Here is an 18,480-nt window from a genome sequence, read left to right as displayed (position 1 = left end):
CCAGCACCCGAAGCACTACCTGGCAGTACCGAAAGGACCCACCGACGTGTTGAAGCCCGCACTGACCAGCCCGCAGCTGCCCGACTGGGACGGCGCCGTCTGGATCGGCCACATCGACATCAGTGAGTCGGGCGCCGCGGCAGGCACGGGTTCTCTCACCCTGGCCGATGCCGACGGGTATTCACGAGCGCGCCTTCTGGTGCGGCGTGGATTGGATCCGCTCGGTTTCGTCGAGTTGCCGATCGTGTCCCACGGCGTCGACATCGCCGAGCTCCTCGCTGCCGTCGGAACGCTCGAGATACCCCAGCAGTATGCAGGCACCGACTCTGCGAACCTTGCAGCGCAGCCGCCGATCTCGGTGGTGATCTGCACACGGGACCGGATCGATCACCTCCGCGGCGCGTTGGCGTCGGTGCTGGCGGTGGACTACCCGGACTTCGAGGTGGTCGTCGTCGACAATGCGTCACCGACCGACGCGACGCGCTCCTACGTTGCCGGCCTGAGTGATCCGCGCGTGCGGGTGGTGTCGGAGCCGATCGCGGGACTCTCGCGTGCACGCAACACCGGACTGCGGGCTGCTCGTCACTCGATCGTGGCGTTCACCGACGACGACGTCTGCGTGGACCCGAGGTGGTTGACGTCCATCGCGCGCGGTTTCGGCCGAGGCGAACGCGTCACCTGCGTATCGGGCATCGTGCCCAGCGGTGAGATCCGCACGCACGCACAGGCATATTTCGATCGGCGTGTCGGCTGGGCGAGTTCGGTGACGCCGCGCATCTACGACCTCGCCCACCCGCCCGCAGACGTTCCGCTGTTTCCGTTCCAGGTGGGCATCTACGGCACCGGTGCGAATTTCGCTGTCGACCGGGAGCGCATGTTCGATCTGGGTGGTTTCGACGAGGCACTGGGCGTCGGGTCACCCACCAACGGCGGCGAGGACCTGGACATGTTCTTCCGCGTGCTCATGGCCGGCGACGAACTGGTCTACGAGCCCGCGGCCATCGTCTGGCACCGCCACCGTGCGGATTCCGACGCGCTTGCGGTGCAGGCGCGTGGGTACGGGCTGGGGCTGGGTGCGTGGCTGACGACGGTGGCCACGAATCGGCGGTCCGCGACGCTCGCCGCGCGGGTGGCGGTGCGCCGGCTCGGCAGTGCTGTCCGGTTGTCCGCGAAGATGAGCCGGGTGGCCTCGCCTCCCGACGACCTGGCCGCCGACCTTCCCGACGGAATCGGCCGTATGGAACTGCTGTCCATCGCCAAAGGTCCTGCTGCCCTGCGCCGTAGCCGGCGCGAAGGTCGACGACGGAGTCCCCTGTCGGAGGTGAGCCGTGAGCCTGTCCTCGACTGACTTCCGCAGCGCTCCCACCGAGCAGCAGCCCGCCCCGCACCCACAACCACAGCAGCAGCAGCCGACCGTGCGTGAGGCGATACCGGCGCCGATTCGTCCGCGTGTACGTTTCGCAGATCTCGCGGTGCTGGCGTCGATCACGGCGTTGGCGGCGATGCTGCCGCTGCCCGCACCGCTACGGGCGGTTCTGTTGGCGTTCACCGTGTTCACCGGTCCGGGCTCGGCGATCATGACCTGGGTCTATGTGCCGCCGCGGGCGCGGTTGGCTGCGGTGCCGATCCTCGGTCTGTCCTCGCTCACCCTCGTGACGCTGGCCGCGATGTGGGGTTATCAGTGGGCACCGCGGTCGATCACCGTCGTCGTCGTGCTCGCCCAGTTGGGTTCCTCGGTGCTGTGGTTCCGCCGACACGACGAGTGGCCGGCTCTGGGCCGCTGGCTCAGCTGGGCGCAGTACGCGTTCTCCCGCGCGCGCATCACGCAACGATTGACGTCCTCGGCCACCACGGTCTGGGACCGCGAGTTCCTCCGCCGCCACGTGGCCGCACTGCTGCTGGCGCTGGCGCTCGTGCTGTGGCTCCCCTCGCTCCCTGGGCTGGAGCGGGCCGGTTACTCGCAGTTCGGGTTGCTTTCGGCCGGCACCGGACCGGTTCTCGTCATCTGCATGGCGTTGATCGTCGGGGCATTCCTGACGGCCATCCGACGCGGGCAGCTCCGCACCGCCGTCGCCGCCATCGGCGCTGCCATTGTCGTACAGCGGCTCACGATCCCCCTCGTCACCGAAGCGCCGGTGTACGAGTGGACGTACAAGCATGTCGCGGTCACCGAGTACATCCTCTCGTTCGGTGCATTGCCCCCCAACGGGATCGACATCTACGCGCAGTGGCCGGGATTCTTCGTCGTGACCGCGTGGTTCAGCGAGGTCACCGGTCTAGGAATCCTGCCAATGGCGCACGTTTTCGCGCCCATGACGCACATCCTGACGGCAGTGTTCGTCTACAGCCTCGCGCGGGTGTTGAAGCTGCGTCCCCGTGTTGCGATCACCGCCGCGATGCTCGCCGAACTCGTCAACTGGGTGGGCCAGGACTACTACGCCCCGCAGGGGTTCGGCTTCGTGCTCGCGGCCGGATTCCTCGTGCTGCTGCTTGCGTCGACGCAGCTGCGCTCGGCCGGTTTCCTCGCCATCCTCCCCTTCGCGGCCTTGGTCCCCAGCCATCAGCTGACGCCGTACTGGCTCTTCGCTGTCGCCGGTGTCCTTCTTGTCACCGGGCGCGCCAAGCCGTGGTGGCTGATGTTTCCTCTGGCACTGGTCCTCTTCGGCTATCTCTATCCGCGATTGAGCATCGTGGCGCCGTACGGTCTGCTGTCCGGGTTCGATCCGGTCGAGAATGCCGCGAGCAACGTCCAGACGGAAGGCATTCTGGGTAAGCAGGTGACTTCGTTGATCTGTCGGTCACTCTCGGCCGGTGTGTTCGGGTTGGCGCTGATCTCTGTCGTGTACGCCTGGCGCACCAAGAAGACGTTCTGGGCTCCGATGGTCATGGCGTTCGGTTCGATCGGTCTGCTCGCCGGACAGAGTTACGGCGGCGAGGCAATCTTCCGTGTCTACCTCTACGCCATCCCAGGATGCGTGCTGTTGATCGCGCCGATGCTCCTGGCAGCGCTGGACGCCGAGCCGGGTGCGGCGAGCTCCGCGTTGCGCCGGGTGGGCGCACGAATCGCGTTCGCGTGCGCAGCCCTGGGCACCATCGGGGCAGCGACGTTCGGGCTGCAGGGTTACTACGGCCTGTGGCCGTTGATCATCGAAAGAGAAGCTCAGATCGAGTTGACGCACGAACTGGTCGCCGATGCACCGGCCGGGTCCGCCTTCACCATGCTCTATCCGGCCGGCTTTCCCATCAGATCGACGGCGAAGTACGTCGAGCAGGCCGAGGCGAACGAGCTCTTCGACGCCCCGTTGAACTACTACGGGCCCGAATACATGCTCGAGTTCCCCACTCCCGTGCAACTCGAGGCGTTCGAGTGGGAGGCCTCCCAGCGGGATACGCCGTCCTACGTGATTCTGACCCGTCAATCGCTCGAGGCCATGAACTACTACGGCTTCATGCGGGACGGCGCGGCCGAGACGTTCGAGCGGTGGTTGATTGCCAATCCGACGTGGTCACTGCTCTATCAGGACGCCGACACCATCGTCTACGAGCGTCCGCTTGCATGAAACCTCGTTGGGTATGACCAAGATCTCCAAACATCCTTGGAGTTTGTTTCAAAGCAGCTTGACAAACTTGTAGCTTCTTTTAAGGTTGTACTCAGTCGATGAAACAGGATCTAGCCGCTAAAGCCGGTTACAGATACTGCCATCCATGGTATTGGCGGGGGTCACGCCATGGATGTTCTGAGATCAGTCGGACTCACTGCACTCTTACCGTCTGGAATGGATATGTTGAACTCCCAAAACCCGCGCATCAGCATTGTCATCCCGACCTTGAACGAGGCCGCCAACCTTCGCCACGTTCTCCCACTACTGTCACACGACTACGAACTCGTTCTGGTCGACGGCGGATCCATCGACGGCACCATCGATGCCGCTCGTGAGATCCGTGGTGACATCCGCATCATCAAGCAAACCCGCAAGGGCAAGGGCAATGCACTGGCCTGCGGCTTCGAGGCCGCCACCGGTGACATCATCGTCATGTTCGACGCCGACGGATCGGCCGAAGCGGACGAGATCCCGCGTTTCGTCGACGCCCTGCTCGCCGGCGCGGACTTCGCCAAGGGCAGCCGCTTCACCGAGGGTGGCGGCAGCCACGACATCACGCCGCTGCGGCGTGCGGGCAACGGCGGTCTGCACCTCGTCGCCAACACACTCTTCGGCACCAAGTTCTCCGATCTCTGCTACGGCTACAACGCATTCTGGCGCGATCTGGTGCCGGTGCTCGACCTGCCTGCAGTGGATCAGGCCGGCGCCGAGGGCGAGATGCTCTGGGGCGACGGCTTCGAGATCGAAACAATCATCAACTGCCGCTTCGCCGAGGCGAATGTACGCATCCAGGAAGTGCCGAGCGTCGAGCTCGCCCGCATCTACGGCCAGAGCAACCTGCGTACCTTCTCCGACGGGTTCCGCGTGCTGCGTACCCTCTTCACCGAGCGGTTGCGTGCACGCCGGTTGGCCAAGAACTCGATCCCGCGCCCCGATCGCCGCACCAACACCGCACGCACCGACATGGACCTCGAGTTCGAGACCTTCGAGGTTCTCGACAACATGCACTGGCAAGAAAAAACGGCGTGACACAGCAGGACTCGCTCGCCGGCAGCAGTTCGAGCGCTCTGTCGTCCACGGTGGTGGTGTGTGCCTACACCCTCGATCGTTGGGATGATCTGAGCGCCGCGGTGGATGCTGTGCTCGATCAGTCGATCGCAGCCTCGGAGTTGATCCTCGTCATCGATCACAACGACGAGCTGGCCGAGCGCGCACGCGCCGAGTTCTCGCCTCGAAGTTCTTCCGTCACTGTCGTCGAGAACCGCCATCCCCGTGGGTTGTCCGGGGCACGTAATACCTCGCTCGATATGGCCACCGGCGACATCGTCGTATTCTTGGACGACGACGCCAGACCGCGTTCGACGCAGTGGCTTTCGTCGATTCTCCACCATTACACCGATCGCGCCGTCTACGCGGTGGGCGGGTCGGCCTACCCGGTGTGGCCTCATACGCGTCCAGCTTTTCTTCCCACTGCGGTGACGGGAGAACCGGGCGAACTGGATTGGATCGTGGGCTGTACATACAGGGGGCAGCCCACGACCACTTCAGCAGTACGCAACCTGATGGGCGCCAACATGTCCTTCCGCCGCGAGCCGGTTGCCGCCCTCGGTGGGTTCGTCTCCGGTATCGGCCGAATCGGACGCATTCCGCTCGGGTGCGAGGAAACGGAGCTGTGCATCCGTCTACGCCAGAATCACCCTGATGCCGAGATCGTGTTCGACCCATCGATCATCGTGGACCACACCGTCAGTGCAGATCGAACGCGGCCCCGCTACCTCCTCACACGCAGCTATGCGGAGGGTGTGTCGAAGGCTGCTATTTCACGGCTCATCGGCGCCGAGGATGCACTTTCGTCGGAGCGTGCGTACACGGCCAAGGTGCTGCCCCGCGCAGTGGGACGTGAAACCTCCGCCGCTGCCCGGGGAAACCCGGTGCGCATGTGGGGTGCCGTCGCCGTCGTCGCCAGTGTGGGTGCAGCCGGAATGGGCTACGCACGCGGTAGGCTCAGCCGTATCTCGAACTAGCGAATCTGGGCCCGCTTGGTCGAGTTGAGTGCTCGCACATGACCTGACGGCTTCGCCGAGCCGGTGAGGGTGAGCGTTCGACTCGCTCCTGGCGCGAGGTGGAACCACGAGTCGCTGATCTCGAAGCCGGCCACATCCACGCAGACGTAGTGCGCTGCCCACTGCGTCGACACGGTCAGCGTCCACGTGCACGGATCCAGCTGCTCGGCCTCGGCCGCCAACCCCACATCGTGCTGACGTGGATGCTGCTCGCCGATGAGGTGAGTGGCCTCGGCCGCTGCCTGCCCCTGCGCGTCGATCAGTTCGGCCACCACCGCCGCATAAGTCTGCGACCCGAATCGGTAAGAGTGGTTGACGTCGGTGAACGAACCGATGATCCGACCGAGCGAGACGCTGACTGCGCTGTGCGGTTCCATCGCGACGGAATGGAAGTGCACCTCGGCTACGGCATCGGCCACGCCGTACAGGCTCACGCGTAGTGTTCCGCGAAACTCCTCGGCGGTGTCGTCGACGAGTTCCACGCGTAGCCCGTCGAGACCGTCGTCGACGAGAAAGACCGTCACCGGACGGCTCAGACGCGCGAGGCTGTACCACGGCGCCTTGGGCAGTCCTGCTGAGTCCAGCAGCCCCCAGCCCGCCCCGGGTACGAGGTCCCGCAGGGTCAGTACGAGTGCGCCGGCGCATTCGGATCCGGCTCTGCGCCAGTGCATGTACGAGGACGTGACGGCCTCGCACACTGCTGCCCGGCCGTAGTCGAGATACAGTTCGGCGTCGTCGCGCCGCACCTGGTGCGGGTCGACGGCGAAGATCTCTTTCACGTAGTGGTCGCGGACGTCCTCGAAATCCCAGGACGAGCCGCGGTCGCGCGGCACGGCAGTTTTCCAGTCCGGGTGATGGCCGGCAACGTTCGCGGTGCCGAACATCGCGTCGACGGCTCGGCGCTCCGGCGGGATGGCGAAGGCGAGGCATTCGGCTGCGAAACGTACTCGCGCCGAGCGCACATCGGACAGCGGCCGCAGATAGCCGCCGACACCGAAGTAGTGGGCGATACCGTCGCCGACATGGGTGTGCAGTTCACCAGTCGAGGACGAGGGGCTGGATGTGACGTACGGGGTACCGGGAATCTCCTCCGCGAGATAGCCGGGAATACCGCTCTCCAGCAGCGGCATTCGCTGGCCCTCGGCGGGTATACCGAGCATCGTCGGCTGCTGCTGCGTCTCACTTCCCCCGCTGATGACAGCCAGCGCTGGATTGCCCCCGACCAGCCGCGTCAGTGCAGCCAGTTCGCCTTCGACTGCGTGGACGAAGCCTTCGTCCTCCGGCGGATCGGTGGTCGCGAACATGATGTCCTGCCACACCAGGATGCCCAGTTCGGCGCACAGTGACCAGAATTCGGGCTGCTCGTACACCAGGGTGCCGACGACGCGGATCATGTTCAGCCCGGCGCCGCGGACACGTTCGAGCTCGGACCGCATCTGCTCGGCGTCGATCCACAGCCGGATCGGATCCGGCGGCACCCAACACCCGCCACGGGCGAAGACGCGAACACCGTTGACCTCGAACGTCACCGAGGAGCCGGTCCGGTTCAGCGCCACGGTGCGGAAGCCGACCTGCCCTGTGCACTGCTGCCGCCCGTCCACCGCGAGTGTCCACGTGTGCAGCGTCGGGTCACCGTGGGTGTGCGGCCACCAGAGCTCCGCGTTCGGAACCTGCACGGTCACCTCGATCGGTCCGGCGTCGGCGGCGACCGACACGCTCTCGTCGCCGATGCTCACAGTGACCGTGGCTGGGCCGTCGAGTTCGCCTCTCAGGCGCAACAATCCGTGGCCGTCCTCGACGGTCGTGTGTGCGCGCACGTCACGCACTGCGGCATGCGGTCGCAGTATCACCGGCCGCCACAGTCCCACAGGCACCGGAAGGTCACCGTAGACGGGGGCGCGGCCGAGCAGGGTGGCGCGTTCGTGCCGGAGCCCCTGCTGGGCGATCAACGACGAACGCCACCGACCTCGTGGTCGTCTGCCCTGCAGCTGAGCGCTCATCGATTCGACGCGCACCGCGATGGACACCTCGCCGCTGCCCTCGGGAAGTGCGATGCCCTCGGCGAGTTCGATCACCTCCGGGCAGAACATCGAGCGGATGCGCGCCACCTCGGTATCGTTGATCCACACCGTCGCCCGGGTCGCCACACCGTCGAAGGTGAGGGTGTGGGCAGGCCCTGCGGGGAGGACGACGGTGGTGACGAACCACCAGTCCAGGTCGTCGATACCCAGCCGGTCGGCCACAGGTAGCGCCGAGGCCACCGTGCCCGGAACCGTCGCCGGTAGCCACTGCGCATCCTCGGGCAGATCGCGCGGGTGCGCGCAGGTCCCGGGGGCCGTCGAGGACAGCCGCCACGAGGTCAGGTCGGTCACAGAGCTGTCGACACGATGTCCATGGCAGCCGCCCAGCTCGACGCCATCTCGGCGAGCGGTTCATCGACGGAGACGGTGCGTCCGCGGGCTGCTCTCGCCATCCGGAACTGGACCGCTTTGGCGCCCTGCGCCACCTGCATGAAGTGCGGGATCGCGGCCTCGATTCCATCCACACCCCGGCCGTGCAGGTAGCCGACGAGATCGGCGGCCAGTTCGGCTGTGGCGCCGCACTGACGCAGCAGCCCGAAGGACCAGAGGTGGAAGGCGTCGGGACCCGAGGTCTGCACGAGCGGGATGTCGGCGACGACGCGGCGCGCGAGCGTCTCCACCGGGTTACCGGAGGGGCGTCGAGCCGCGTGAGCGCGGGCGACGGCTAGGTCGCGGTCTCCGATACCGTCGGCGATCGCGCTGCGGCTCAGGCGGATCTGCTCGACGTACGGGAGCAGCACTTCCGCGTGCGGCGCAGGTGCGAGGTTGAACACGCCGTCGAAGTCGGCACCGGACAGTTCGAAGTAGCCACGATTGTGGAAGTACCCGAGCACCTTCTCACCGTCGTCGACGAAGTTCGGGACGATGGTGGTCTTGGTGTGCTGGTTTCGGTAGCTTGTGCCCGCGGTGTCCGGGAGCCAGAAGCCGTCCACCTCGACGGTGAGCAGTACGCCATCGCCGATGGCTTCGAGGACGTGGGGCAGGACGGGACGCCAGACGTTCATTTCGCCGACCTCGAGGCCGTAGAGAATACGTAGATCCTCCGACTGCATCTTCACGAAGTCCCATTGGCGACCATCGCAGTCCGCACTGAGCACGAACGCGAGCGCCGGAATCGGATCGGCTCCCAGCGAATGCAGAAGCTCGATCCACAGATCGACGTAGCAGTTGGTTTCGGTCCACACACGATCGTGGGCGTGGATCGCGTGCGTGGAGTACCCGTCGGGTGCGATGTCGAGCACACGCTGAGCGGTGGTTGCCGATTCTTCGTCAGTGGTTCGTCCGGTGGCCAGGGTCGCGCTATTCGCCATGACTGCGCCTTTCGTCACTCTTCGAACTCACGGTCCCCACGCCGATTTGCCCGTATTGCCTGATTCAACCACTCATTCTAACCAATTGGTTTGTTTGATGCTCAATTTCCGACGGTACGATCAATTTGAACCGTTCGACTGTCGACTGACCCGCTTTACGAGCAACTTCAGTATCGAGCGGCGGAAACGAGCGCATTCACACAGCGAACATTCGGTTCCCCGGCGGTAATGCTGATGCGCGGTTCGCGGGTGGTCGCATTTACAAACTGCGTCTGAGCTGGGCATATGCCGAGTCTAGTCACCCCATATCCACCTGAACGCCGAGAACGACTCGAACAGAATCGGAGAAAATGTGCGACGGCTGATTCGCCTCTGCGCCATCGCGCTCGGCTGGACGATCGTGATTCTGGCGGCAGGTCTACTCACGGCCCGCCAGTTCGGTGTGACGCAGATCACGCTGGTGGCGTTTCTGGTGGGCATCCCGTTCGCCGCGCTACCCACCGCGCTCGCCACCGCACTCTTCGCCGGCGCACGTTCGCGCGTCGGCTTCATCACCGCTCTCGCACTCACCCTGATCCTCGCGGGCATCCAGGTACCGCAGTTCGTGGCCGAGGGACGCACCGCGAACGGGCCCGAGATCACCGTCATGACCATCAACGCCGCCCACGGCGAGGCCGACGCCGACGCGATCGTCGACCAGGTCAGAACCAGCGGCGCAGATATCCTCGCCGTTCAGGAGCTGACCGGTGCCCAGGTAGAGGCGCTCACCAGCGCGGGCATCGACGAACTGCTGCCCTACAACTCCACCGAGCCACGACCCGTCGCCGACGGCTCAGGACTGTGGAGCCGAACACCGCTGACCGACGCCACCACCCTGTCGGGTTTCGAGTTCGCCCAGGTGCAGGCGAACACCACCGTCGACGGGGTGGACCTCACCGTCGTCTCGTTCCACGCGATGTCGCCGGCCACCCCCCGCCACACCGTCCAGTGGGCCGAGGATCTCGCTCGCATGCGCGGGCTGATGGATTCATACCCGGGAACGGTCATCGTCGCGGGAGATTTCAATGCCACCTCCGACCACCGTCAGTTTCGTGACCTCGCGAGCGACGGCTTCGTCGACTCGGCCGACGTAGCGGGCTCCGGGCTGTATCGCACGTTCCCGTCGCAGCGACCGCTCGCCCGCCTCGACCACGTCGTCACCAGCGATACCGTCGATGCCACGGAGGTAGGCCCGGTGGCGATTCCGGATTCCGATCACCTCGCTGTCACCGCGCGGCTGCAACTGCCGGCGGCCTGACCTCTCTAGAACCGGGGCAGCTCGAACACAGGAGGCGGCGGCAGCTGGATCTGCGGGAGCTCGATCTGTGGCAGCCCGGGGATCAGCGGCGGCGGAGGCGGTGGGGGCGGGGCGGGCGCCGGCGCGGGCTGCCTGGTGAAGGGTGCCTGTTGCGTTTCGACGGGGGCGGGCGCGGGCTCGGGTTCCACAGGCGGCGGGGGCGGCAGTTCGGTCGTGGTGACGGGCGCCGGACGCGAGGTCGACGGCGCCACGGTCGCGGACTCCTCGGCATCGGCGGGCGCGCCGGTGGCGCCCTCCGATCCGCCGTAGCCCAGTGTCAGTCCCAGCGCTGCGATCGCGGCGAGGCCACCGGCAACGAGGGCGGCTCCGCGGATCTTGCGCTTCGAGGTGGCCGGTTTCTCCGTGGGTTCGGGGCTGAGCCAGTCGGGCGCGCCGCTCAGAGCGGCACCCGTCGCGGCACCGCCCACAGGGCCGACAGGGCCAACAGGGCCAGCCGGTACAGGCGCTGCAACGCGGCGCTCCGCCGGTCGACCGCCCGTGCCGCGGCCGGCTTCGCCCTCGACCGGGGTGGCGAGCAGTGCGGCGCCTTTGGCCGCCACCGATTCGGGGTCCGCCGGCGTCACGACGGGAAGCCCCGTCCAGGACCGCAATATCGATTCCACCAGCGGGATACGCGCGCCGCCGCCGATGAGGAACAGCGCGTCGACGTGCTGGGGCGAGCGGGTGATGACGTCGCGAACCAGCCGCGCCGAGTACTCGATGGGCACGGTCACCAACGCTTCGAACGACTCACGGGAGATGAGGATGACGCCACTCTCTCCCGGCAGGCACACGGCCCCGGACGTCGAGAGTTGTTCCTTGGCGATGCGGCAGCGGGTGGTGAACTCGTCGAGGCCGTAGGCATTGTTCGGGTCGAGGCCCTGCTTGGCCAGTTGGTTGTCGCAGATGAGGCGGTCGAAGTCGGATCCGCTGATGTCGGTGGTGCGTTCGGCGAGGATGACGTTTCCGCTCGCGCGGTCGACCACGCTGATGGTCAGGCCCGAACTACCCAGATCGTAGAGGGCGATGGTCGAGAAGTCGCCGATCTCGCCGGTCGCCTCGAGGTACGCCAAGGCTGCGCGCGCCTCGGGAACCAGTCTGTAGTTGTGCAGGCTCTGCTCGTGCATCGCCTGCTGCAGATCGCCGAACTGCTGCTGGTCGCGGTAGGCGACACCGGTCGCCTCGACATGGCCTTCACCGCTGCCCTGAGCCAGCACGACGCCGATCGACTCGGCCGCCACCTCCTCGGCCCGATCCCAGTGCGCGTCGACGGTGTCGTTGCGGAAATCCAACCGGGATTCGCCGGAAGTGTGCAGGCGAAGATCGGGCCGCGCCATACGAACAGCGCTCGCCCCCACCGACACACCGAGAACCTCAGTCATGACCTGCCTAACTTGGACGCGCGAAGGGACTCGCCGTGAAAGAGATAACGATCGAATCTCGAAGCCCCCGCTCGGCAACACTGTAGCGCGAGCGCCGCCCGAATGCGATCAACGGTGACCGTTACTGTGACTGCTGTGCATGTCCTCTTCATCTGTACCGGGAACATTTGCCGATCTCCGACGGCCGAGAGGTTGTTGCGGGCCTACGCGGCGGAGGGCGGCCACGAGGTGACGGCATCGAGCGCGGGCACGCACGGACTGGTCGGGCATCCGATGGATCCGACGGCTGCGACGGTGCTACAGCAGCTCGGCGGTGAGTCCGACGGTTTCGTTGCGCGGCGCATCTCGGCTCGTATCGCGGAGGACGCGGACATCGTGTTGACGATGACTGCTCGGCACCGAGACGAGGTTCTCGCGATCGCGCCCCGAAAGCTGAGGACCACGTTCACGCTGCTGGAAGCTGCCGCTTTGGTCGACGCCGCCGGTGCGAGGACGGTCGAGGAGATGGCCGATGCCCGCCCGCGCCACGTCGTCGATGTTCTCGATATCGAAGATCCGTATCGGCAGGATCACGGCAGGTACGAGGAGATCGGGCAGCAGATCGCGGACGCGTTGCCGATCGTTCTTCGGGTGCTCTGACGGCACCGACACGGCGTCGTCGAGCAGATTTCTCGGCTGGGCGGCCTCGACGGGTCTGAGGTAACGTTCTCGCATCATTGCCGTCGATGCCGATGCGGCATCCGTGAGATGAGGGCTGAACTACATGCGAGACAGGGTCATCGCTGGTTCGGCGGTGGCAATAGCCGGGCTAGCCGTCGCGACGGGGTTGACGATCGGAGCCCTGGGCGGGGCGTTCGACGACTCGAGCGAGAAGGTGCGGCCGCCGGCGTTGCACAACAATCTCAGTACTGCGGTCAGCGCGACGAGTTCTTCGATGATCACGGTGCCGCCGTCGCCGACATGGGAGGTGGCCGTGCCCACGACGCCACGCGCGACGACGACTGTTACCGAATCGACGACCAGGGATTCCACGGAATCGACCACTCGGTCCTCGCGCCGGTCCACGACCTCCGCCGAGCGCACCACAACAGAATCGAACTCGGATGACTCCGATGACGAGGACTCGACGACGACCACATCCCGTTAGACACCGCACTTCACTACGACAGAATTGGCGCCCGCATGCCCGTCATCGAACACTCAGCCGTGACCGAAGCCCCGCGCGAGCGGGCCTTCGCGTATCTGGACGACTATCGAACCGTGCCCAGCTGGATGTTCGGGATTCGCTCGTTCGTCCCCGTCAGCGATGTGGTGCAGGGTCTCGGCGCGGTGTACGACGCCGAGATGCAGATCGGGCCGAAGGTGCTGCGATCGACTCTGGAGGTCACCGATTGGATCGAGAATCAGTCGCTGACGTTGTCCTCGGTCGAGGGCTTGGCGACGACGTCCACCTGGTCTTTTTCGGATACGGACGACGGAGGCACACGGCTCGACGTCGAGTTCTCGTACAGTTTTCCGGGCGGTCTGGCCGGGCGCGCTCTCGGCGCACTCGTCGAGCCGGTGGTGGGCCAAGCTATTCGCCACACCGAGTCCTCACTCAGGAAGGAACTTCGGAAGCTGTGAGCGGGTGAATCCTTCGATGTGGCTCACTCCGCAGTGAGTGCGTTCCACACCATTCGGACGGTTGTGCCGCGGGAATCGGTCGTCACCGCGGTGCTGTCGGCGAGGGCATGCATGAGGGGAACACCTTTGCCGCGAGTGGAGTCGGGAGGGTGCACGGCCCACTCGCCCCGGTCGGCGACGGTCACCTCGACCCATCCCGTCGTCGGAACACACTGCGCGTGCAGATCGAGGGTGCCGGGTTCACTGTCGGATTCGTAGGCGTGTTCGACGGCGTTGGCCATTGCCTCGTACGCAGCCAGCACCACGTCGTACGCCCTGTCCGGGCTTATGTCGAGATCTGTCAGCCACTTGCTGAGCGCTACCCTCAGTGCCGATGCACGCTCGGCGATGGCAGATTCGCCAGCGAATTCGATGTGCATTGTTACCTCGACAGGTTGCTGTGTTCCTTCACGGGTAGTTCCGGCAGCCAGTGCGTCGTCACCACCGAATGCAGTTGCCATCATCATCCCGTCATACCCAGTAGTTCAGGAATTACCCGTCGTCAACGAACTCAACGCTTCCCCGACGGTGGCGAAGATCCCGAATACCTCGTTCAAGCCCACCATGGCCAGCGGACGACCCGTCGACGGACCATCTGCGACCACAGCGAATCCGGCCGATCCGTTCAACTTCTGATGCGTCGATGCAAGCAGCGACATCCCAGCCGAGGCCAGGAAACTCACGTTCGTCAGATCTACCACCACTGCTGCGGGGGACTTGCCCAGCACGAGCTCGACGGACTCCGATAGTTGAGGGGCGGTGACCAGGTCCAGCTCGCCCGATACCGTCACCACGACCACATCGTCGCGCCAATGAACTGTCACGTCGAAATGCTGAGGGCCGAGGCCCGATTCGTCTGGCGTCACGCGTGCCAACATACCCGAGGGCCGGTCGGCGGCAGTGCCAGTACCCAGCAGCTCCGCCGCACTGCCACCCAGCGTGCAGGCCGTTAGGCTTCATTGGGTGACATCATCCCGCCTTGCCGAGAGCATCACGGTCGGCGTCGGCGGCGCGGTCGGCGCGGTAGTCCGGTTCGAGATCTGGCAGTGGCGCGATTCGCCGAAGTGGCTGCTGGTCAACACGTTCGGCATCAACGCGTTCGGCTGTCTCGTACTCGGTGCGGCGCTCGGCTATCTGTCGGGGACACGGACGCCGGTGCTCCGTGCCGCCGCAATCGGGCTGGCCTGCGGTTTCACGAGTTTCAGCTTCTACGCGCTGCAGGGGGTCACCTACGACGGAGCCTGGAATTCGGTGGTGTACATCCTCGTCACACCCGTGGTGGCGGTCACCGCGTTGGCGGCCGGGGCCCTCATCACGCGCCCGCACACACGCCCGGTCGAAGCGCTCCGGTGACGCCTGTCCTTCTCGTCGCGTTCGGTGGTGCCGCCGGTGCGCTCGTGCACTACCAGCTCACGCATGCCGTCACCGATCCGCGGCGGGCTGCACTGACTACGGTTCTTGCGTGCGCGGTGCTGGGGTTCGTCACCGCGGCTTCGCCGCCGCAGTGGTTTCTGACGTTGGTGTGCTTCGGGTTTCTGGGCGCGCTCGCGCCGATGACGTCAGTGGCGTTGCTGACTGTGACGCAGGTGCGCTGCGGCCGGTACCGCAAGGCCGCGGTGTTTCTCCTGGCGACGGTGGTCGGCGGCATCGCGTGCACGATGCTGGGGTTTCTGCTCTACAGCTCGGGGTTGACGCTCTACCGCAAGTTCTGACAGTCACCCTGGATCGCCGCTTTGGTGAAGCCGGCCAGCTGGTAGAGGTAGGTGTACTCCCAGTGGACCAGCGAGAAGTCGTAGGTACGCGGAACGGCCTGCATGGTGACCTCGCCGGCGAAGCACTGATCGAAGATGTAGCGGGCACGCGGTAGGTGATACCGCCAGCTGACGACGACGACGTGATCCCATCCCCGCTCCTCGGCGAGCTGCTGGGTGAAGATTGCCTCCCCGCGCGTCGTACTCGGTTCGGGTTCTTCGCACAGGACACTGTAGGTGTCGGTTTCGACGCCGCAGTACTTCTTCATGGTCGGGTCGGCAGCGCCGTACGGGTTGGACAGCACGACGGTGTCGGCGACGCCTCGCTCGGCGAGGGATATCCCGTAGGCCTCCCGGCCGTCGTGTTCGCCGCCGAGGACGATGATCGCGTCCGCGGGAGTGATGGGATCGACCGGCGCCTTCGTGAACGCAACGTAGCCCCCGACACCGACAGCCGAAACCAGCAGCACCGGCAGCACGATGGCCAGCACCAGAAGTAGGTTTCGGCGGATCACCCGACAAGCGTAGGCAGGATGGCCGGCCAATGCCGACGCCAGCGACCAACGTCACCCCACCCGCCTACCTACCTACCTACCTACCCGCCCGCCTACCTACCTCCCCACCCACCCGCCTACCGCATGAATGGACCATTCATGCCGCTGGGCCGTTGCAATGGTCCATTCATGCCGCTGGGGCGGGGGGCGGGCGGGCGAACGAGCGAGCGAACAACAGCCCCTACTCGCTCGGCTGGGGCAGGTTGCACTCCTCGATTTCAGGGTTGACGCCGAAGTAGTTCAGCGGCCCGGCCACCACGGTCAGGGCGATGGTCCCGACGCCTGCGCAGTTCTCCGGCGCGCTCGAGGCGTACCCGCGCTGGAACACCGCGAAGGCTCCGATGATGAGCCAGACGACGATGATGAAGGTGATGATTCTCATGGCGTTACCCCTCCCCGCGGCCGCCGATCGGCCACGCGCTGGCCAGCTGGTTACCCCGGGATCGTCGGTGACAAACCCGTTCAGGCGTCGGCCTTCTCGGTCAGCGTGTCCAGTTCGCGTCCCTTGGTTTCGGGCGCCGCGTAGGCCATCCACACCACTGCGAGGACGACGAATGCGGTGACCATCGCGAAGGTCAGCGGCAGCCCGAGGATCGGCCACATCACCGAGCCGAACAGCAGCGGACCGAAACCGGTGGCGATGCGGCTGACCGAGGATGCGTAGCCGAAGCCCGACGCCCGCAGCGGTGTCGGGTACAGCTCGGAGACGTAGCAGTACAGAACGGGGATGGCGACTTGGATGACGAACCCGAATACCGCCAGCCACAGCAGCACACCCGATCCGACGTCGAGCATCACCGCGAACAGCACGAGCGCGCCGCCGGCGAGCGGGGCGGAGATGCCGATGACCCATTTCCGTCCGACGACCTCCACCAGGTACGCCGACAGCGCGACACCGAGGATCCCGACCGCCGTCATCAACGTCGTCCCCGCGAAAGCGGCGAAATCGTCGTAGCCCTGCTCGCGCAGAATCGACGGCATCCAGCTCAGCGCCGCGTAGTACAGCAGCATGATCGAGACGAACAGCAGCCAGGACGCGGAGGTGATGCGCGGGCTGTAACTCCACAGCAATTTCAGCTGGGTCAGCGGAGACCCTGTTGCTCTGGTTTCGGCGAGGATCACGTAGTCCTGCGGCGGCGCGGCGGTGCGGGCGACCATGTCGTCGATGACCGCTCGCGCTTCCGCTTCGCGGCCGGCTTTGGCGAGGTAGATCGGCGATTCGGGGATGCCGCGTCGTACCCAGAACAGCAGCAGGGCCGGCAGGATCATGAACAGCAGCATGATGCGCCAGCGGATGTCGCCGTCGATGGGCACCAGCAGGGTCGCGACGACGCCGCAGAGGGTGGCGCCGATCGGCCACCATCCGTCCATCGCGGAGAGCACCTTCCCGCGGATCCGACGCGGCGAGAACTCACTGACCAGCGCGTAGTCGACGGGGATACAGCCGCCGAGCCCGAATCCGGCACAGAACCGCAGCAGTACGAATATTTCGAAGTTCGGGGAGAATGCCCCGAGCACCGAGAACAGCGCAAAGATCAGCAGTGTTGTCGCGAATGCGCGTTTGCGGCCGAACCGGTCGGCGATCGTCCCCCATACGACGGCGCCCACCGCCATGCCGATGAGGTTGCCCGTGGCGACGAGACCACGTTCGGTTTGTGACAGATCCCAGTAGGTGCCGAGCAGCGGCGTCAGGAAACCGTTGAGTGCCACGTCCCAGGCGTCGAACATGAATCCGAGGCCGCCGATGATGAAGATGCGGCCCTGCACGGCCCATTTCCACGGGAGCTCCTGGACGATCTGTTCACCGGTCTTCACTGGCGAATCCTCTCACCGGGTATCCCTATAGTGTCGTCGACATGCGAACCCCGGTGACGCTGCTACTGGCGGCGAGCCTCGTACTCGGCAGTTGCGCGAGCGATCCGCTGCCCGAGGCGCCGACGAGTCCGCAGGAGGTCCGGTTCGCATCGGGGTCGATCGGCGTCGGAACATCCACCTCGCCGCCGGAGACCCATGATGCCCGCCTGGACGCGGTGCGGATCGACGACGGACAGGTGGTGCTGACGTTCGCCGGGGACGGGACGGTCAACTACGTCGGGTGGTACGTCGACGAGGCCCGCCCCTACAACGACACAGCCCAGACCCACAACGACACAGCCCGGCCCCTCGACACAGCCCGGCCCCTCGAGGTGCCCGGCGCGTCGATTCTGCAGCTCGATCTCATCTCCTCGGCCGCACCGTCCGAGGCCGAGAAGGCAGTGCGGCCCACGTCGGACGGGGACATCTCGGTGCGCGTCGCGGCGCCGCAGGACGGCGTCGTCCAAGTCTTCGTGGGGATCGCGGCGGATCGACCGGAGTTCACGGTGAGCACGGGACCGGATGAACTCACCGCCACTTTCGCGAACTAGTGCAGCCGTTTGAGCACCCGGCTCGGCACCCAGTGCGTCACGGTTTCGCAGCGGTCCTTGGACATGAGCTGGTACGTGACGCGCCCGATCCAGTCGCCGTCGACGGTCATCGACCATTCGGTGAGGTCACCGGGTACGACGGTGCGCACGTCGAAGCCCTCGGCGGTGTAGCGACCGCTGTGGTGCGGCGGGTGCGGGTAGAGCACCGACAGGTCGATCAGTACTTTCACCGCGGGTGTGAGCACCTTGAAGGGACGGCGCGAGTCCGCACCTCCGTTCGAACCATTCACCCTCACTGTTCGACCATACGTTCGAATGACTGCAGACTCAACGC

Annotated in this window: 20 protein-coding genes; 10 read left to right on the top strand and 10 right to left on the bottom strand. The window is 65.7% G+C overall.

Annotated features, from left to right (window positions below; genetic code table 11):
* Positions 1-46: 46 nt before the first annotated feature.
* From KVY23_RS18055 to KVY23_RS18040, 4 genes are all read left to right on the top strand, one after another.
* Positions 47-1,348, top strand: coding sequence for a glycosyltransferase family 2 protein (locus KVY23_RS18055; RefSeq protein ID WP_230557667.1), 1,302 nt, complete (start codon positions 47-49; stop codon positions 1,346-1,348).
* Positions 1,329-3,560: a hypothetical protein gene (locus tag KVY23_RS18050; protein ID WP_230557666.1), complete on the top strand. Its 2,232-nt coding sequence runs from the start codon at positions 1,329-1,331 to the stop codon at positions 3,558-3,560. The genes KVY23_RS18055 and KVY23_RS18050 overlap by 20 nt, the downstream gene beginning before the upstream one ends.
* Before the next feature lie 222 nt (positions 3,561-3,782).
* Positions 3,783-4,631: a glycosyltransferase family 2 protein gene (locus KVY23_RS18045; protein ID WP_206511159.1), complete on the top strand. Its 849-nt coding sequence runs from the start codon at positions 3,783-3,785 to the stop codon at positions 4,629-4,631.
* Positions 4,628-5,626 carry a glycosyltransferase family 2 protein gene (locus KVY23_RS18040; RefSeq protein WP_230557665.1) on the top strand — a complete coding sequence of 333 codons (999 nt, stop codon included), beginning with the start codon at positions 4,628-4,630 and terminating at the stop codon, positions 5,624-5,626. The genes KVY23_RS18045 and KVY23_RS18040 overlap by 4 nt, the downstream gene beginning before the upstream one ends.
* Here the strand turns inward: KVY23_RS18040 and KVY23_RS18035 are convergent.
* A complete protein-coding gene (locus tag KVY23_RS18035; RefSeq protein WP_230557664.1) occupies positions 5,623-8,037 on the bottom strand; it encodes a beta-mannosidase in 2,415 nt (804 codons plus the stop codon). The two genes, KVY23_RS18040 and KVY23_RS18035, sit on opposite strands and share 4 nt — an antisense overlap.
* A complete protein-coding gene (locus KVY23_RS18030; protein WP_230557663.1) occupies positions 8,034-9,056 on the bottom strand; it encodes a DUF1839 family protein in 1,023 nt (340 codons plus the stop codon). Before KVY23_RS18030 ends, KVY23_RS18035 begins: the two co-directional genes overlap by 4 nt.
* Positions 9,057-9,408: 352 nt before the next feature.
* Here KVY23_RS18030 and KVY23_RS18025 point away from each other — a divergent pair, with 352 nt between their 5' ends.
* On the top strand, positions 9,409-10,353 hold the full coding sequence (locus KVY23_RS18025; RefSeq protein WP_230557662.1) for an endonuclease/exonuclease/phosphatase family protein: 945 nt from the start codon (positions 9,409-9,411) through the stop codon (positions 10,351-10,353).
* A 5-nt stretch (positions 10,354-10,358) separates the two neighbouring features.
* Here KVY23_RS18025 and KVY23_RS18020 read toward each other — a convergent pair whose 3' ends face one another.
* Positions 10,359-11,774, bottom strand: a complete 1,416-nt coding sequence (locus KVY23_RS18020; RefSeq protein WP_230557661.1) for an Hsp70 family protein — start codon at positions 11,772-11,774, stop codon at positions 10,359-10,361.
* A gap of 135 nt (positions 11,775-11,909) precedes the next feature.
* Here KVY23_RS18020 and KVY23_RS18015 point away from each other — a divergent pair, with 135 nt between their 5' ends.
* Entirely contained in the window at positions 11,910-12,413 is a 504-nt protein-coding gene (locus tag KVY23_RS18015) for a low molecular weight phosphatase family protein (RefSeq protein WP_075837400.1), read from the top strand.
* A 120-nt stretch (positions 12,414-12,533) separates the two neighbouring features.
* On the opposite strand, the gene KVY23_RS18010 is transcribed toward KVY23_RS18015, so the two are convergent.
* A complete protein-coding gene (locus KVY23_RS18010; RefSeq protein WP_230557660.1) occupies positions 12,534-12,857 on the bottom strand; it encodes a hypothetical protein in 324 nt (107 codons plus the stop codon).
* A 99-nt stretch (positions 12,858-12,956) separates the two neighbouring features.
* Here KVY23_RS18010 and KVY23_RS18005 point away from each other — a divergent pair, with 99 nt between their 5' ends.
* Positions 12,957-13,397, top strand: a complete 441-nt coding sequence (locus KVY23_RS18005) for an SRPBCC family protein (RefSeq protein WP_230557659.1) — start codon at positions 12,957-12,959, stop codon at positions 13,395-13,397.
* A gap of 23 nt (positions 13,398-13,420) precedes the next feature.
* Here KVY23_RS18005 and KVY23_RS18000 read toward each other — a convergent pair whose 3' ends face one another.
* Both KVY23_RS18000 and KVY23_RS17995 read right to left on the bottom strand, forming a co-directional pair.
* Positions 13,421-13,903, bottom strand: coding sequence for an ATP-binding protein (locus KVY23_RS18000; protein WP_230557658.1), 483 nt, complete (start codon positions 13,901-13,903; stop codon positions 13,421-13,423).
* Positions 13,904-13,921: 18 nt separating this feature from the next.
* Entirely contained in the window at positions 13,922-14,302 is a 381-nt protein-coding gene (locus tag KVY23_RS17995) for an STAS domain-containing protein (protein ID WP_230557657.1), read from the bottom strand.
* A 97-nt stretch (positions 14,303-14,399) separates the two neighbouring features.
* Between KVY23_RS17995 and KVY23_RS17990 the strand changes: the two genes are divergently transcribed.
* Both KVY23_RS17990 and KVY23_RS17985 read left to right on the top strand, forming a co-directional pair.
* Positions 14,400-14,789, top strand: coding sequence for a CrcB family protein (locus KVY23_RS17990; protein WP_206511155.1), 390 nt, complete (start codon positions 14,400-14,402; stop codon positions 14,787-14,789).
* Positions 14,786-15,148: a CrcB family protein gene (locus tag KVY23_RS17985; RefSeq protein ID WP_230557656.1), complete on the top strand. Its 363-nt coding sequence runs from the start codon at positions 14,786-14,788 to the stop codon at positions 15,146-15,148. The genes KVY23_RS17990 and KVY23_RS17985 overlap by 4 nt, the downstream gene beginning before the upstream one ends.
* On the opposite strand, the gene KVY23_RS17980 is transcribed toward KVY23_RS17985, so the two are convergent.
* From KVY23_RS17980 to KVY23_RS17970, 3 genes are all read right to left on the bottom strand, one after another.
* Positions 15,133-15,702: a YdcF family protein gene (locus tag KVY23_RS17980; protein WP_206511153.1), complete on the bottom strand. Its 570-nt coding sequence runs from the start codon at positions 15,700-15,702 to the stop codon at positions 15,133-15,135. The genes KVY23_RS17985 and KVY23_RS17980 overlap by 16 nt on opposite strands.
* A 220-nt stretch (positions 15,703-15,922) precedes the next feature.
* Positions 15,923-16,123, bottom strand: a complete 201-nt coding sequence (locus tag KVY23_RS17975) for a hypothetical protein (RefSeq protein WP_206511573.1) — start codon at positions 16,121-16,123, stop codon at positions 15,923-15,925.
* 80 nt (positions 16,124-16,203) lie between these two features.
* Positions 16,204-17,556 (bottom strand): MFS transporter, encoded by a 1,353-nt coding sequence (locus KVY23_RS17970; RefSeq protein WP_230557655.1) that lies wholly within the window; start codon positions 17,554-17,556, stop codon positions 16,204-16,206.
* 41 nt (positions 17,557-17,597) lie between these two features.
* Between KVY23_RS17970 and KVY23_RS17965 the strand changes: the two genes are divergently transcribed.
* Positions 17,598-18,146, top strand: coding sequence for a hypothetical protein (locus tag KVY23_RS17965; protein ID WP_230557654.1), 549 nt, complete (start codon positions 17,598-17,600; stop codon positions 18,144-18,146).
* On the opposite strand, the gene KVY23_RS17960 is transcribed toward KVY23_RS17965, so the two are convergent.
* Complete coding sequence (locus KVY23_RS17960) at positions 18,143-18,442, bottom strand: hypothetical protein (RefSeq protein ID WP_075838047.1); 300 nt, start codon at positions 18,440-18,442, stop codon at positions 18,143-18,145. The genes KVY23_RS17965 and KVY23_RS17960 overlap by 4 nt on opposite strands.
* Positions 18,443-18,480 lie beyond the last annotated feature (38 nt).

This window comes from Rhodococcus sp. I2R (assembly GCF_020889545.1).
Classification (GTDB): Bacteria; Actinomycetota; Actinomycetes; order Mycobacteriales; family Mycobacteriaceae; genus Rhodococcoides.
This window is presented reverse-complemented; position numbering and strand designations above follow the sequence as displayed.

Coding starts and splice junctions, on each gene's coding strand:
- KVY23_RS18020 (WP_230557661.1), bottom strand. CDS start 11,774: ATGACTGAGGTTCTCGGTGTGTCGGTGGGGGCGAGCGCTGTTCGTATG.
- KVY23_RS18045 (WP_206511159.1), top strand. CDS start 3,783: ATGTTGAACTCCCAAAACCCGCGCATCAGCATTGTCATCCCGACCTTG.
- KVY23_RS17975 (WP_206511573.1), bottom strand. CDS start 16,123: ATGAGAATCATCACCTTCATCATCGTCGTCTGGCTCATCATCGGAGCC.
- KVY23_RS18000 (WP_230557658.1), bottom strand. CDS start 13,903: ATGATGATGGCAACTGCATTCGGTGGTGACGACGCACTGGCTGCCGGA.
- KVY23_RS18030 (WP_230557663.1), bottom strand. CDS start 9,056: ATGGCGAATAGCGCGACCCTGGCCACCGGACGAACCACTGACGAAGAA.
- KVY23_RS18005 (WP_230557659.1), top strand. CDS start 12,957: ATGCCCGTCATCGAACACTCAGCCGTGACCGAAGCCCCGCGCGAGCGG.
- KVY23_RS17965 (WP_230557654.1), top strand. CDS start 17,598: ATGCGAACCCCGGTGACGCTGCTACTGGCGGCGAGCCTCGTACTCGGC.